Raw genomic sequence first — 13,503 nt, 5'->3', positions numbered from 1 at the left:
TCACCGTCGCGGGCGAGCCCCCTCGATGGCCCGTACCAGCGCGGTCGTTCCGTCCGGCAGCGCGCGGTCCGGGTCCGCGCCGCCCTCGACCAGAGCCCCCGCCACGGCGGCGTCGTACGCGGCTGTCGCCAGGCACAGCACCGGCAGGCCGTCGTCCGTGCGGGTGTCCGGGTCCGCTCCCTCCCCCAGAAGTGCGGTCACCGCCTCCGCGTCCCCCCGCCGAACCGCTGCCGCCAGCTCTCCAGCGCCCATGTTTCGTCGCCCCCGTCCCGTGCTGCGCTCAGGTCCGAACGTCAGAACCCCGGCCCGGGAGGTGAGGGTAATCGCCCCGGGAGGTGAGGGTGGCCCCGCCGCGGTCGACGGGGCCGGACCTCGTCCGCCGGGCGGGGGCGATACTGGTCGTGGCAGTCGCCTCGCCGGGCGGGCTCGGGCGGTGAGGTCCCATCCTTGGTCGACGCCCGAGTCGACCGCCTTCGAGGGGAGCCGTTCATGACCACGGCTAAAGACCTGTTCGTCATCGCGATGGACCCGGCACCGGAGCACACCGTGGGACAGGGCGACCTGTCGCTCGCCCTCGCGGGAGCCGAACTGCTCGATCTCCTCGGCGCGGGGACCATCACCGTGGACGGCGACCTCATCGTGCCGGACGGATCCTCGGTACCGGACGACCGACTGCTCGGCGAGGCCGCCGCGGGGCTCACCCGGCAGCCGCCCTACGAGCGGGTCGAGGACTGGCTGTGGCGCCGGGGCCGCGACCTCTCGGCCACCTACCAGGACGCGCTGGAGCGGGACGGCGAGCTCACGCAGAAGCGCAGCGGCCTGCTGCCCTTCGGCCCGAAGCAGGTGGAGCTGGTGGACACGCCCGGCCGCCGCCGCGCCGTCGCCCGACGGGAGGAGGGCGACCCCGTCCTGGCCTCCCTCGCATCGGCCGTGGGCCTCGACGGCGGACGGCCCGAAGGCGACGAACCCCGCATCGACGACGAGACGGTGACCACCGTGGTCGCCACCGTCCATGAAGCGGTGATGGAGCTGGAAGCCGTACGGCAGCGGCGGACCATCGAGAACACCGCCTTCGCCAACGTCTGGCGCGGCCCCTGAGCAGGTCCGGGGCCGTCCGCTTTGACCTTGACACGGTGACAAGCTCTTAACTGTGCGCCGAGGAGGTGGTCTCGATGACGGTCACGGGACAGCACGGGACGAGTGAAGTACGGGCGCTCCAGGCGCTGCGGGACGAGCGTTCGTCGGTGCGGCTGCGGGCCGCTCTGGCGATCGGCTCGACGCCGGACCCGCGTTTCGTCGACCCGCTGATCGAGCGGAGCGCCGTCGAGCCGGAGTTCTTCGTCCGCGACATGCTGACCTGGGCGCTCACCCGCCACCCGGTCTCCGACACCCTGCCCCCGCTGCTGCGTGAAGTGCGCTCGGAGCGGCCGCAGGCGCGGAGCCAGGCGCTGCACACCCTGTCCAAGGTCGGGGATCCGCGGGCGTGGCCGGCGATCACCCGGGCCCTGCTGACCGATGCGGACGACCAGGTGGCGCGGAGCGCCTGGCGGGCGGCGGTCCTGCTCGTGCCGGAGGGGGAGGGCACCGCGCTGGCGGGGGTGCTGGTGACGCAGCTCGGGCGCGGTGGGCGGGAGACGCAGTTGAGCCTCAGCCGGGCGCTGATCGCCCTGGGGGACGTGATGGCGTCGGCCCTGGACGGGGCGACGAGGGCCCCCGACCCGGGTGTACGGGCGCACGCGCTCGCCACCGAGCGGCTGCGGCGCGACCCGGACACCGGATTCGCCTTCGCCCTGGAGGAGGCGAAGCGCGTGGTGGCCTTGGGCGGGGCGGGCAGCGGCGAGGGAGGGTCGTAGCGCGTGTTGATCGGTGAGGTCGCCCGGCGGTCCGGCGTCAGCGCCCGCATGCTCCGGCACTACGAGTCACTCGGTCTGGTGCGGCCCTCCGGTCGCACCGGGGCCGGTTACCGGGAGTACGCCGATGAGGACATCCGGCGGATCTTCCACATCGAGAGCCTGCGCGCGGTGGGGCTGTCGCTGCGGGAGATCGGGCGCGCGCTCGACGATCCCGGCTTCACGCCCGCCGACCTGGTCGACGACCTCATCCGCCGGACGCGCGAACGTATCGCTGCCGAGACCGAGTTGCTGATCCGGCTGGACCGGGTCCAGGCCACGGATCCGGCAGGCTGGGAGGACGTCCTCCACGTCCTCGCGGTGCTGCGGGCCCTGGGATCCCCGAGCGCCGGCGCCCGTCAGCGCGCGGCCCTGGCTCCGGTCGACGAGGTTCCGGTGGAGGCCCTGGCCGAGGCGGCGCTCGACGAGAGCGACCCGGTCGTGGCCGGGGCCCTGCGCTGGGCTCTGGCCCGGTCCGACGGCAGTGCGGCCCTCCTGGCCGAGGGGCTCGGCTCCCCGGTGGCGGCGGTACGGGAACGTGCCGTCCGGTCCCTCGCCGAGTTGCCCGGCGCCGAGGCCACCGCACTGCTCCGGGACGCCCTCGCGTCCCCCGACGCCGTGGTCCGGGGCCGGGCGGCGCTGGCTCTCGGGGCCCAGGGCGAGGCCGCCGCGACCCCGGTGCTCGTCGACATGATCGTGGCGGGAAGGAACGACACCGACGCGGCCGACGTGCTGAGCGTCCTGGCCGGTGACGACGCGGCGGCGCACCGGATCGCGTCCCTCCTCGTCGGCCGCCTCGGCGAGGAGACCACCGGGCCGCCCGCGCGTGGGCGGCTGACCCAGGCGCTGGCCGGTATCCCGGGCGCTACGGCCTCACGTGCCCTCGCGGGACTGCTGGGCGACGCCGACCCGGCCGTCGCGCTGACCGCTGCCTACCTCCTCCGGCTGCGCGGGGACGGGTGAGGGTTCCCGGGCCGGCCGGTCCAGCAGCAGCGGGATCGCCAGGGCGGGCAGCAGCCAGAGGAACACGATGAGGCGGAAGCCGTACAGCTGGCCCAGATTCGGGTGGCCCGCCTGGTTGAGAAGGCCCGCCGCGCCTGCCGCCAGGGCGATGGGCAGCACCACGGAGCGCCGCCTCAGCAGCGCCCAGGCCGAGAGCGCGAGCAGGACGGGGAGGACGGGGGAGGCGGCCTGGCGGCGCAGCCACGCCGACCAGAACACCCCCTCCTGTACGAAGAACTCGGGCCAGGGGTTGGGCAGATCGGGCCGCTGGTAGTGGTGGGTCAGCAGATCCTGGGCGCTGTCCTCGCCCATCGGCCACCCCAGCAGATGTGCCCCGGCGTAGATGCCCACCGTCAGGCCGGCGCAGAGTCCGGCCGCCCGGAGCACGGGCGTGAACTGCCGCTGCTTCAGACGGAGCCACCCGGACCGGAGGACGAGGACTCCCGCGAGAGCGGCCGCCAGCAGCAGTGCCTGCGAGTAGCGGACGAGGAACATCAGGACGAGGCCGCCCGCGACGAACGCCGCGCCCGTACGGGGCCGGTCCCGCAGCAGCAGGACACAGCCGAGGACGACCGCCGTGCCCAGCGCCAGGGAGAGCCCGTCGCTCAGGGGGTTCATGGCGACGGTGCCGGTGGGCAGGGCGAGGAACAGGGCCTGCCCGGCCAGACCGGCGCGCCGGGAAGCGCCCGCCGCGCGGAGGGTGAGCAGGACGCAGACACTTCCCGCGAGCGCGACGACGAGCCCCGCCAGCCAGAGGCCCCAGGTCATGCCGAAGACGGCCACGAAGGGGACGAGGAACAGCGGGTAGCCGGGCCTGGCCTCGAAGATGGCCATGAACCGCTGGTTGGCGAACGGGGCGGTCATCCCCTCCGTGTTGCCGTGGCGGGTCCAGTACGCGACCGAATCGTTCAGCCGGCGCAGGCAACTCTCCTCCGACTCCCCCACGGTCTTCCTGTTGGTCCAGGGGACAGGGCTCAGGGACGCGTGCTGCCCGCTGGCGCAGGAGTAGGCGATGGCCCTGCGGCCCGCCTCCTCCCGGCTGTCACCGCTGAGGCTCAGGGCGTAGGAGAGGTAGTTCTTGGTGTCGGGCGAGGCCCGTCCGGTGACCGCGGTCAGCTGGAGTCCGGCGAAGGCCACGGCGATGAGCACCATCCCGATGAGGCCAAGGCGCTGGGTTCTGCGGATGTTCGGCATCGGTCGGGCGCTCCCCTGCGTACGGCGGTTGCCTCATCAACGAGAGAACCGGCGCGGGGTGGCGTTCCGGAGCGGATCGCGGGGGTGGATCGCGGGGGTGGTGGATCGCGGGGACGGTTTCCGGGACACGACGCGTTTCCGGAACACCGCGCGTGCCGGTCCCGGCGGGCTGGGTGCCCGCTACCGGCCGCGCGGTTTCCCGCGCTTGCCGCTCTGGCCGCCGGCCCGGCCGCCCGACGAGGGCTTCCTGCCCGCCGCGGGCTTGTTCCGGGCACCGCCCTGCCCGCCACCGCCCGTGCCGGCCCGCTTGCCCTTGGCCTTGTCCTTGGCTTTGTCCTTGGCCTTCGCCGTGGGGCGCTGCGGGGTGGCCGCGCGGCCGCGGGTGCTGTTGACCGTGCGCCCCCGGACGATCCCGATGAACTCCTCCACCAGGTCGGGGGTTTCCTCCGCCTCGGGCCAGGACAGGGCGACCCGCGACTCGGGCGCTTCCCGGACCGGGCGGTAGGTCAGGTCCTTGCGGTGGTGGAGCCGGGCCAGGGACTGCGGGACGAGGAGGACGCCCACGCCCGCCGCGACCAGCTCGATCGCGTCCGCCGTGGTGGCCGGGCGCTCGACGGCGGGGCGGCCGGGCAGGGTCTCGGTCTCCCAGTCGAGGACGTCGTCCAGCGGGTGCAGCACGATCTCGTCGGACAGTTCGGCGAGCGACACCTCTTCCGCGGCGGTCGCCACGTGGTCCTTGGGGATCACGACGACGGTCGTCTCGGTGTAGAGGGGGATCGCGCTCAGGGCGTTCCGGTCGACCGGGAGCCGTACGAGACCGGCGTCGGCGCCGCCGTCCACCAGGAGCCCCGGGGCATCGGACGCGGAGGCCTGGACGAGTTCGAGGGCGGTGTGGGGCAGCCGCTCGTACCAGACCCTCACCCACTTGGTGGGCGTCACGCCGGGGACGTACGCGAGCCTGAAGGATGAGGGGATGTCCGAGCCTGTCACGGAACCAGGCTACCGGTCGGTGGTCGGAGGTATGTCCCATGGTCGATACCCTGGACCCATGACGTCGCACAAGACCGCCCAGACCATGAAGCCCGCCACGGCGGCGAAGAAGCTGGGTGTGTACCTCCAGGCCACCCCCGCCGAGTTCCAGGAGGGTGCCGTCTCCCGCACCGAGCTCAACGCCCTCCAGACCGACCCGCCCGCCTGGCTGGTGGAGCTGCGCCGCACCGGTCCGCACCCCCGCCCGGTCGTCGCCGCGAAGCTCGGCATCTCCATCGCCGGGCTCGCCCGCGGCGGGGTCACCGAGCCGCTCACCACCGAGCAGATCGACGCGCTCAAGGACGAGATGCCCGAGTGGCTCCAGAAGGAGCGCGCCACGCAGGCCGAGGTGCGCAAGGAGACCGCTCGCATCAAGGAGCGCGACGCCGAGCGGGCCGCACGGTCCGACGACCAGCGGTAGGTCTCGGCCTCTCCGTCAGCGGGCGGGCGCATGCCGCGGGCCCGCGGCCGGTCCGCTCCTCCGATGCGTACGCGTACGCCGGTGGAACGGTCCTGCCACGGGCCCGTAGGGACCGGATCGGTCAGGGACCGGATCGGTCAGAGAACGCCGGACTCGGCGATGGTGACCTTGGCGCTGGTGCGGCCGCTGCCGGAGCCGAGCGCCTCGATCTTGCGGACGAGCTTCATGCTGTCCTCGTCGGCGACCTCGCCGAAGACCACGTGCTTGCCGTCCAGCCACGGGGTGAGCACCGTGGTGATGAAGAACTGAGAACCGTTGGTGTTCGGGCCGGCGTTGGCCATCGAGAGCAGGCCCACGCGGTCGTGCTTGAGCTTGAAGTTCTCGTCGGCGAACTTCTCGCCGTAGATGCTCTTGCCGCCGGTGCCGTCACCGCGGGTGAAGTCGCCGCCCTGGAGCATGAAGTCGGTGATGACGCGGTGGAAGGACGAGCCGGCGTAGCCGAAGCCCTTCTCGCCGGTGGCGAGCGCGCGGAAGTTCTCCGCCGTCTTGGGGACGACGTCGTCGAACAGGTTGAACGTGATCCGCCCTTCGGGGGCGTCGTTGATGGTGATGTCGAAGTAGACCTTGGTTGTCATGGAGACATCCTCACATTCCTGACAACCACAGGGGAAACCCGGGTTGGTTCGGCACGTCGGACGCGCCGTTCCGATCACCTCCCGGCGGTCTCCCCGCGGGCCGCGTACACGGCGTCCACCAGTGCCGTCTTGCGCGGGTCGTCGGCGAGCCGGGAGCCCATCCGGTTCATGACGTAGCCGAGGGCGATGGAGGCATCCGGGTCGGCCAGGCCGCAGGAACCGCCCGCGCCGTCGTGGCCGAGCGCACGCGGGTCGGGGCCGTACGAGCGGTTCGCGCCGCTCAGCCAGAGGCCGAGGCCGATCTCCGTCTCGTGGGCGAAGCCGTCGCCGAGGACGAGGTCTCGGCAGGCCCCCTGCCCCTCCCCGACCCGGGCCGCGGCCTTCTCGGAGAGGATCCGGTGGGCGCCGAGGCTGCCGCGTCCGGCCAGGATCCCGTAGAGCGCGGCGACCGCGCGGGCGGTGCCGTGGCCGTTGGCGGCGGGGATCTCCGCTGCCCGCCAGGCGGGGGTGTTGGCGGCGGCCCGGCCGGTGGGCGGGTTGAGCAGGGAGGCGACGGCGACGGGGGTCATCCGGTCCAGGAGGGCCGCCTGGGCGGCCCGGTCGGGGCGTTCCTGGACGAGTTCGGCGAGCCGGTGGGTCTCGCTCTCCGGGAGGCCGAAGGTGAAGTCGATGCCGAGCGGTCCGGTGATCTCCTGCCGGAGGAACGCCCCGGGCCGCAGTCCGGTGATCCGGCGGACCACTTCGCCGACCAGGAATCCGTAACTGATCGCGTGGTAGCCGGAGCGGGTTCCCGGCTCCCACCAGGGGGCGGTGGCGGCGAGCCTGGCGCAGGCCGTCTCCCAGTCGTACAGCTCCTCCAGGGTGAGCCGGGTGTCGGGCCCGGCCACTCCGGAGCGGTGCGAGAGGAGATGGCGCACGAGGACGGCTTCCTTGCCGCTCGCGGCGAACTCCGGCCAGTACGCGGCGACCGGGGCGTCGAGGTCGAGCAGGCCCCGGTCGGCCAGGACATGGGCGCACAGGGCGGTCGGGCCCTTGCCGGTGGACCAGACGTTGACCACGGTGTCCCGCTCCCAGGGGCGGGTGCGGGCGGCGTCGGCCCAGCCGCCCCAGAGGTCCACCACCGCTTCGCCGTCGACCAGGACGGTCACCGCCGCCCCGAGTTCGCCGCGCTCCGTGAAGTTCTCCTCGAAGGCGTCCCGGACTCCGGCGAACCGGTCGTCGCAGTGGCCGTGGATCTGCGGCACGGGGCCTCCTCGTCCTCGTCGCGGGCGCGCGTCCGGCGGCGGAACCGGATGCCCCCGCAACGTACCGACTGGTCGGACCGGAGGGAAGGGGCGGCGTCCGGGAACGGCGAAGACCTCGGCCGCCGCTGCGCGGGTCAGCGGATGCCCGCCTCCAGGCTCAGGCTCCAGCGGCCCGGCAGGCCGGTCAGGGTGATGGTCGACAGGGGGTGGACGTCGACGTTCCAGTACGTGGCGGGCGGGGCGTTCAGGGCGTAGACGAGGGCGGCCCGGATCACGGCGGGTTCGGCGACCGCGACGACGAGGGCGTCGTCGGCGGGGCGGGTGTCCAGCCAGCCGCCCACGCGGCCGATGAAGCCGAGCATCGACTCGCCGCCGTGCGGGGCGCTGCGCGGGTCGGCGAGCCAGCGGTCCACGGCGGCCGGTTCCCGGGCGGTGACCTCGCCCAGGGTCATCCCCCGCCAGCGGCCCATCTCCCAGTCGCGCAGGGCCGGTTGGGCCATCGGCGCGAAGCCGAGGGCGTCCCCGGTGGCGCGGCTGCGCGGGGTGGGTGAGCAGTAGCGCAGCTCGGCGGCGCCGAGCGGGACGAGCGTGTGGGCGACGAGTTGCACCTCGTGCCAGTCGGCCTGGTCGAGCGGCCGGTCGTCGTCGAAGCGTTCGGTGAGCCGGGAGGAGGTGCGCGCCGCTGCGACCAGGGTGACCCGAAGCGTCATGGCGGGATCGTGGTGCCGAACGCCTGTTTGGTCAAGAGGGCCTGTGTCCCGGACGCCGCGTTCAGTCGCCCGGAAGCCCGTCGAAAGCGGTACGGAGACGGCGGACGCCCTCCGCGATCTCGGCCGCTCCGGAGACCGCGGCGAAGCTCAGGCGGACGTGTCCGGCCGGGGGTTCGGCGCAGAAGTAGGGGCGGCCGGGGGCGATGGCCACCGAGGCGCGCAGGGCGGCCGAGACGACGGCCGGCTCGTCGGCGCCCCCTCCCGCGCCGCCCGGGAGCCGGAGCCAGAGGCTGCCGCCGCCCGCCGGGAGATGCGGCAGCACGAGTTCCGGCAGCGCGCCGGAGAGGGCGGCGGCCATGGCCGTACGACGGTGGCGCAGCTCGGTGGCGACGGCGGCCAGGTGACGGCCCCAGGACGGGGAGCCCACCAGTTCCAGCGCGGCTTCCTGGAGCGGCCGGGGCACGAAGAAGCTGTCGACGACCTGGATGGCCCGCAGGCGCTCCAGCACCGGGCCGCGGGCGGCGAGCGCGCCGACCCGGAGGCTGGGCGAGGTGACCTTGGTCAGCGAGCAGACGTGGACGACGACGCCGTCGGGGTCGTCGGCGGCCAGCGGCGCGGGGAGCGGTCCGGCGTCGTCGTGGACGAGCCGGCGGGCGAAGTCGTCCTCGACCACGAACGCCCCGGCCGCCCGCGCGATGGCCAGGATCTCGGGGCGGCGGGCGGGCGCGAGCGTGGCCCCGGTGGGGTTCTGGAAGAGCGGCTGGGTGACGAGGACCCGGGCGCCGGTGGCCCGGAACGCGTCGGCGAGCAGCTCGGGGCGGACCCCGTCGGCGTCCATCGGCACGGGGACGGGGCGTAGTCCGGTGGCGCGGGCGGCGGCGAGCATCCCGGGATAGGTCGGCGACTCCACGAGGACCGGGGCGCCGGGCGGGGCGAGGGCGCGCAGGGCGGTGGCCAGGGCGCTCTGGCCGCCCGCGGTGATCAGGACGTCGGCGGCGGAGACGGTGGGGCCGATCTCGCGGGCGAACCAGGACCGCAGCTCGGGCAGCCCGTCCGTCGGGGGGCGGCCCCAGGCTCCCGGCCTGCGGCCCGCGCGGGCCAGGGCGGCGGAGAGGGCGCGCTCGGGCTGGAGCGAGGCGTGGAGGTAGCCGCCGTTGAACTCGATGACGCCGGGCGGAGGGGCGGCGAGGGTGACCAGCACGCCGGAGGCGTCGACCGTACGGGGTACGACTTCGGGTCCGCCGTCGCCGCTCAGCGACACCTCCTGCCAGGACGTGTCGCCCGGGGCGGGCAGTGCGGCGCGGGGCTCCGCCCGGAACGCGCCGGAGCCGGGGCGGGTGGTGACGAGCCCCTCGGCGGCAAGCTGGGCGATGGCGCGGGAGACGGTGACGGGGCTGACCCGGAACCGTTCGACGAGGGCACGACTGGAGGGCAGCTTTCCACCGGGTGAGTAGCGGTTCAGCTCGGCCCGCAGGGAAGTGACCAGTTCGGCGACGCTGCTACGCTCTTGCATGAGAGCAGAGGATAGCGCTACCCCTTCTTCATCGATAGCGGTCGCCGGTCCGGCCGTCACTCCGCGGACCGCCGGGGCGGCCGCCCGGACAGCGGTCGCGGACGGGCCGACGACCACGCCTGCCGCAGGCCCCGCGGCAGGGTTCGCGGCCGGCCGGAGCGGCACGGTGCTCGCCGGCCTCGGCGTCGTGGCGTTCTCGCTCACCTTTCCGGCCACGGCCTGGGGTCTGGAGAGCTTCGGCCCCTGGTCCCTGGTCGCCCTGCGCAGTGTGCTCGCCGCCCTGGTCGCGGGCGGGGTGCTGCTGGCCGCGCGCGTCCCGCTGCCCGCGCGGCGGCACTGGGCGGGGCTCGCGGTGGTCGGGGGCGGGGTGGTGGTGGGCTTCCCGCTGCTGACGACGCTGGCCCTGCAGACCTCCACCACCTCGCACGCGGCCGTGGTCGTGGGGCTGCTGCCGCTGACGACGGCGGTACTGGGGTCCGTGCGCACCGGTGAGCGGCCCTCGCGCACGTTCTGGGTCGCAGCCCTCGCCGGGGCGGCCGTGGTGATCGGCTTCACCGTGCAGCAGAGCGGCGGGGCGCTCGCCTCCGGCGACCTGTATCTGTTCGGCGCGCTGCTGGTCTGCGCGGCCGGGTACACCGAGGGCGGCCGGCTGGCCCGGGTGATGCCGGGGTGGCAGGTGATCGGCTGGGCGCTGGTCCTGTGCCTGCCGCTCGCGGTGGCGGGCAGCCTGGTGGCCCTGCCGCTCGAACCCGTGCACCTGAACGCCCACGGCGTCCTCGGCCTGGTCTGGGTCGCCGCCGGGTCGACCTTCCTGGGGCTGTACGTCTGGTACCGGGGCATGGCGGCGATCGGTGTGGCCCGGGCCAGTCAGCTCCAGCTCGCCCAGCCGCTGCTGACGCTCGTGTGGTCCTTCCTCCTGCTCGGCGAGGAGATGTCGGCCGCTGCTCCGGTCGCGGCGGTGGCCGTGCTCGTGTGCATCGCCGCGACCCAGCGGGCCGGCCGCCGCGCAGGACGGGAATCCCGTCCCGTACGGTCATAGACTTGTCGACACGGACACCGTCTCCCCCTGTGAGGAGGTCGCTCCCGATGGAGGCACACACGGGCGACCGGCTGCTGATGCACGGCAGGACCGTGGGACAGCACGACCGGGTCGCCGAGATCATCGAGGTGCTCGGCGACGGGGGCGCTCCCCCGTACCGGCTCCGCTTCGACGACGGCCACGAACACCTGATGTCACCGGGCCCCGACAGCGTCGTCCAGCACAGGGAGACGCCGCCGAAGGACGGGCAGGCGCGGTAGCCGCAGCCCGACGCGGACAGCGGCGCCGGGAGGCCGGGACCGCTGTCCGCAGCAGGTCCTGACCCTCCGGCACTGACGGCTCACACCGATGCCCGGTGCCGACGGCTCACGCCGAGGGCCGGCACCGACAGCTCAACAGCTGACTCCCGAGGCCGGGCGCAGGCAGCTCGACCCGAGGCCCGGCCCCGGGCAGGTCACCCCCGTCCCGGGCCCCGGCGTGAGGGCCGGGCGCGCCCCCGGTCCGGGTAGAGCCGGGCCCGGTCCGTGTAGTGGTCGGCCACCACGCGGCGCATCGCCCCGATGCGGTCCGCCATCACGCTCTTCCCGGAGAAGAACACATGGCCGCCCACCTCATCGTGGTCCCCGGCGAGGGTGAGGTGGCGCGAAAGCTCCGCCGGGTCCTGCCAGGCCTCGGCCTGAGCCGGGTCGCCCGCCTTGTACAGCGCCTCCCCCACGTACAGCTCCACGCCCGTGCCGCGGACGGTCGCGCTCCACCAGGCGAGGACCTTGGCGTAGTCGGCGGCGGTCTGGCCGAGATGCCAGTAGATCTGCGGGCAGATGTAGTCGATCCACCCTTCCCTGACCCACTTACGGGTGTCGGCGTACAGGTCGTCGTAGGTCTGCACGCCCGCCCGGGTGTCCGACCCCAGCGGGTCGGTCTCCTTGTTGCGCCAGACCGCGAACGGGCTGATGCCGAAGCGGACGTGCGGCTTGACCGCCCGGATCCGCTCCCCCGTCTCGCGTACGAGCCGGTCGATGTTGTCGCGCCGCCAGGCCGCCCGGTCGGCGAAGCCGCCGCCGTACCGCTCGAACTCCGCGTCGTCGTCGAAGGTCTGCCCGGCCACCGGATACGGATAGAAGTAGTCGTCCCAGTGCACCGCGTCGATGTCGTAGCGCCGCACGGCGTCCAGCATCGCGTCCTGGACGAAGCGGCGGACCTCCGGCAGCCCGGGGTTGTAGTAGAGCTTCCCGCCGTACGGCACGACCCAGTCCGGGTGCTTCCGGGCCGGGTGGGAGGCGATCAGGCGCGACGGGTCCGTGTGGTTCGCCACCCGGTAGGGGTTGAACCAGGCGTGCAGCTCCAGGCTCCGGTCGTGCGCCGCGCGCACCGCAGTGCCGAGCGGATCCCAGCCCGGATCCTTGCCCTGCGTACCGGTGAGACAGGCGGCCCACGGCTCGTACGGCGAGGGCCACAGGGCGTCGGCGGTCGGCCGGACCTGGAGCACCACCGTGTTGAGCCGCAGCTCGACCGCGCGGTCGAGATACGCGAACAGCTCGGCCTCCTGCCGCGCCGCCGTGAGACCGGGCTCGGACGGCCAGTCCAGGTTGGCGACCGTCGCGACCCACATGCCGCGCACCTGCCCCGCCGCCGCCTCCGGCAGCCCACCGCCTCTCCTCCTCCCCGCCGACGAGGCCACCGCGTCACCGGCCGTCGTCATCGCCGCCAGCAGTCCGGCCGCGCTCAGCACGAACGCCCTTCTCGCCACACCCGTCCGCCGCATCCCTGGCCCACCTCTCTCCGCCACGTCCCACATCCGGCTCTGATTGCTCTACGTAACCGCATCATGCCCATCCGTAGCCGCCATGACCCGCGGGGCGTCCACGTCGGCATTCGGAGTAACGTCGTGGGGTCGAGGCGGGCCCCGGAATCACACGGGGCCCTGCGATACGGAGAACAGCGAAAGGCACGAGGTGACGGACCTTATGGCCGACATTGCACGCGTCGGAGTGGTGGGCTGTGGCCAGATGGGCGCAGGTATCGCGGAGGTGTGCGCGCGCAGCGGCCTCGAAGTGAAGGTCGCCGAGACCACCGGCGAAGCGCTGGAGATCGGCCGCACCCGTCTGCACAACTCCCTCTCCAAGGCCGCCGAACGCGGCAAGATCAGCGCGGAGGAGCGGGACGAGACCCTCGGCCGGCTGAGCTTCACCACCGATCTCGGGGAGTTCGCCGACCGCGACCTCGTCATCGAGGCCGTCGTGGAGAACGAGCAGGTCAAGACCGAGATCTTCCAGGTGCTCGACCAGGTGGTGACCAGGCAGGACGCGATCCTCGCCTCCAACACCTCCTCGATCCCGCTGGTGAAGCTGGCCGTCGCCACCTCGCGCCCGGACCGGGTCATCGGCATCCACTTCTTCAACCCGGCCCCGGTGCAGAAGCTCGTCGAGCTGATCCCGGCGCTCACCACCTCGGACGAGACGATCGCGCGCGCCGAGGCCGTCGTGCAGGACGTGCTCGGCAAGCACCCGATCCGCGCCCAGGACCGCTCCGGGTTCGTCGTGAACGCGCTGCTGATCCCGTACCTCCTCTCCGCGATCCGGATGTTCGAGTCGGGCATCGCCAGCCGCGAGGACATCGACAACGGCATGGAGATGGGCTGCGCCCACCCGATGGGCCCGCTCAAGCTGGCCGACCTGATCGGTCTGGACACCGTGGCCTCGGTCGCGGACTCGATGTACGCCGAGTACAAGGAGCCGCTGTACGCCGCTCCCCCGCTGCTCCAGCGCATGGTCGACGCGGGCCGCCTCGGCCGCAAGACGGGGTCGGGCTTCTACGCCTACTGACCGTC

Annotated in this window: 15 protein-coding genes; 7 read left to right on the top strand and 8 right to left on the bottom strand. The window is 73.6% G+C overall.

Annotation, left to right across the window (positions count from 1 at the left end):
- Positions 1 to 201, bottom strand: a complete 201-nt coding sequence (locus tag JS521_RS36595; protein ID WP_239487129.1) for an ankyrin repeat domain-containing protein — start codon at positions 199 to 201, stop codon at positions 1 to 3.
- Positions 202 to 489: 288 nt separating this feature from the next.
- Here JS521_RS36595 and JS521_RS11680 point away from each other — a divergent pair, with 288 nt between their 5' ends.
- The 3 genes from JS521_RS11680 to JS521_RS11670 all read left to right on the top strand — a co-directional run bounded on the left by JS521_RS11680 (position 490) and on the right by JS521_RS11670 (position 2,852).
- Entirely contained in the window at positions 490 to 1,098 is a 609-nt protein-coding gene (locus JS521_RS11680; RefSeq protein ID WP_205082656.1) for a GOLPH3/VPS74 family protein, read from the top strand.
- A gap of 74 nt (positions 1,099 to 1,172) precedes the next feature.
- Positions 1,173 to 1,853, top strand: a complete 681-nt coding sequence (locus JS521_RS11675) for a HEAT repeat domain-containing protein (RefSeq protein WP_205082655.1) — start codon at positions 1,173 to 1,175, stop codon at positions 1,851 to 1,853.
- Between the two features lie 3 nt (positions 1,854 to 1,856).
- Entirely contained in the window at positions 1,857 to 2,852 is a 996-nt protein-coding gene (locus JS521_RS11670) for a MerR family transcriptional regulator (protein ID WP_205082654.1), read from the top strand.
- Here the strand turns inward: JS521_RS11670 and JS521_RS11665 are convergent.
- Both JS521_RS11665 and JS521_RS11660 read right to left on the bottom strand, forming a co-directional pair.
- A complete protein-coding gene (locus JS521_RS11665) occupies positions 2,763 to 4,085 on the bottom strand; it encodes a hypothetical protein (RefSeq protein WP_205082653.1) in 1,323 nt (440 codons plus the stop codon). The two genes, JS521_RS11670 and JS521_RS11665, sit on opposite strands and share 90 nt — an antisense overlap.
- 180 nt (positions 4,086 to 4,265) lie before the next feature.
- Entirely contained in the window at positions 4,266 to 5,075 is an 810-nt protein-coding gene (locus JS521_RS11660) for a LysR family substrate-binding domain-containing protein (protein ID WP_205082652.1), read from the bottom strand.
- A 58-nt stretch (positions 5,076 to 5,133) separates the two neighbouring features.
- Between JS521_RS11660 and JS521_RS11655 the strand changes: the two genes are divergently transcribed.
- Complete coding sequence (locus JS521_RS11655) at positions 5,134 to 5,535, top strand: DUF5997 family protein (protein ID WP_205082651.1); 402 nt, start codon at positions 5,134 to 5,136, stop codon at positions 5,533 to 5,535.
- A 137-nt stretch (positions 5,536 to 5,672) separates the two neighbouring features.
- Here JS521_RS11655 and JS521_RS11650 read toward each other — a convergent pair whose 3' ends face one another.
- From JS521_RS11650 to JS521_RS11635, 4 genes are all read right to left on the bottom strand, one after another.
- Positions 5,673 to 6,170: a peptidylprolyl isomerase gene (locus tag JS521_RS11650; protein WP_205082650.1), complete on the bottom strand. Its 498-nt coding sequence runs from the start codon at positions 6,168 to 6,170 to the stop codon at positions 5,673 to 5,675.
- Positions 6,171 to 6,244: 74 nt separating this feature from the next.
- Positions 6,245 to 7,414: a serine hydrolase domain-containing protein gene (locus JS521_RS11645; RefSeq protein WP_205082649.1), complete on the bottom strand. Its 1,170-nt coding sequence runs from the start codon at positions 7,412 to 7,414 to the stop codon at positions 6,245 to 6,247.
- Positions 7,415 to 7,548: 134 nt separating this feature from the next.
- A complete protein-coding gene (locus tag JS521_RS11640; protein WP_205082648.1) occupies positions 7,549 to 8,124 on the bottom strand; it encodes a histidine phosphatase family protein in 576 nt (191 codons plus the stop codon).
- 61 nt (positions 8,125 to 8,185) lie between these two features.
- Positions 8,186 to 9,637, bottom strand: coding sequence for an aminotransferase-like domain-containing protein (locus JS521_RS11635; protein WP_205082647.1), 1,452 nt, complete (start codon positions 9,635 to 9,637; stop codon positions 8,186 to 8,188).
- On the opposite strand from JS521_RS11635, the gene JS521_RS11630 reads away from it, so the two are divergent.
- Complete coding sequence (locus JS521_RS11630; RefSeq protein WP_239487127.1) at positions 9,636 to 10,676, top strand: DMT family transporter; 1,041 nt, start codon at positions 9,636 to 9,638, stop codon at positions 10,674 to 10,676. The genes JS521_RS11635 and JS521_RS11630 overlap by 2 nt on opposite strands.
- Positions 10,677 to 10,723: 47 nt before the next feature.
- Complete coding sequence (locus JS521_RS11625; protein WP_205082646.1) at positions 10,724 to 10,936, top strand: DUF1918 domain-containing protein; 213 nt, start codon at positions 10,724 to 10,726, stop codon at positions 10,934 to 10,936.
- A gap of 194 nt (positions 10,937 to 11,130) precedes the next feature.
- Here JS521_RS11625 and JS521_RS11620 read toward each other — a convergent pair whose 3' ends face one another.
- Positions 11,131 to 12,438, bottom strand: coding sequence for a glycoside hydrolase family 10-like protein (locus tag JS521_RS11620; RefSeq protein WP_239487126.1), 1,308 nt, complete (start codon positions 12,436 to 12,438; stop codon positions 11,131 to 11,133).
- A gap of 202 nt (positions 12,439 to 12,640) precedes the next feature.
- On the opposite strand from JS521_RS11620, the gene JS521_RS11615 reads away from it, so the two are divergent.
- Positions 12,641 to 13,498: a 3-hydroxybutyryl-CoA dehydrogenase gene (locus JS521_RS11615; protein ID WP_069755867.1), complete on the top strand. Its 858-nt coding sequence runs from the start codon at positions 12,641 to 12,643 to the stop codon at positions 13,496 to 13,498.
- Positions 13,499 to 13,503: the final 5 nt, after the last annotated feature.

Source organism: Streptomyces durocortorensis, from assembly GCF_016901035.1.
Classification (GTDB): Bacteria; Actinomycetota; Actinomycetes; order Streptomycetales; family Streptomycetaceae; genus Streptomyces; species Streptomyces durocortorensis.
Note: the sequence above shows the minus strand (reverse complement) of the source record. Positions and strands in the feature narration are given on the sequence as shown.

What these genes read in the sequence shown, in the direction of transcription:
- JS521_RS11650 (WP_205082650.1), bottom strand. Translation starts at nt 6,170, where the DNA reads ATGACAACCAAGGTCTACTTCGACATCACCATCAACGACGCCCCCGAA.
- JS521_RS11665 (WP_205082653.1), bottom strand. Translation starts at nt 4,085, where the DNA reads ATGCCGAACATCCGCAGAACCCAGCGCCTTGGCCTCATCGGGATGGTG.
- JS521_RS11680 (WP_205082656.1), top strand. Translation starts at nt 490, where the DNA reads ATGACCACGGCTAAAGACCTGTTCGTCATCGCGATGGACCCGGCACCG.
- JS521_RS11675 (WP_205082655.1), top strand. Translation starts at nt 1,173, where the DNA reads ATGACGGTCACGGGACAGCACGGGACGAGTGAAGTACGGGCGCTCCAG.
- JS521_RS11625 (WP_205082646.1), top strand. Translation starts at nt 10,724, where the DNA reads ATGGAGGCACACACGGGCGACCGGCTGCTGATGCACGGCAGGACCGTG.
- JS521_RS11655 (WP_205082651.1), top strand. Translation starts at nt 5,134, where the DNA reads ATGACGTCGCACAAGACCGCCCAGACCATGAAGCCCGCCACGGCGGCG.
- JS521_RS11640 (WP_205082648.1), bottom strand. Translation starts at nt 8,124, where the DNA reads ATGACGCTTCGGGTCACCCTGGTCGCAGCGGCGCGCACCTCCTCCCGG.
- JS521_RS11615 (WP_069755867.1), top strand. Translation starts at nt 12,641, where the DNA reads ATGGCCGACATTGCACGCGTCGGAGTGGTGGGCTGTGGCCAGATGGGC.
- JS521_RS11620 (WP_239487126.1), bottom strand. Translation starts at nt 12,438, where the DNA reads ATGCGGCGGACGGGTGTGGCGAGAAGGGCGTTCGTGCTGAGCGCGGCC.
- JS521_RS11635 (WP_205082647.1), bottom strand. Translation starts at nt 9,637, where the DNA reads ATGCAAGAGCGTAGCAGCGTCGCCGAACTGGTCACTTCCCTGCGGGCC.
- JS521_RS11630 (WP_239487127.1), top strand. Translation starts at nt 9,636, where the DNA reads ATGAGAGCAGAGGATAGCGCTACCCCTTCTTCATCGATAGCGGTCGCC.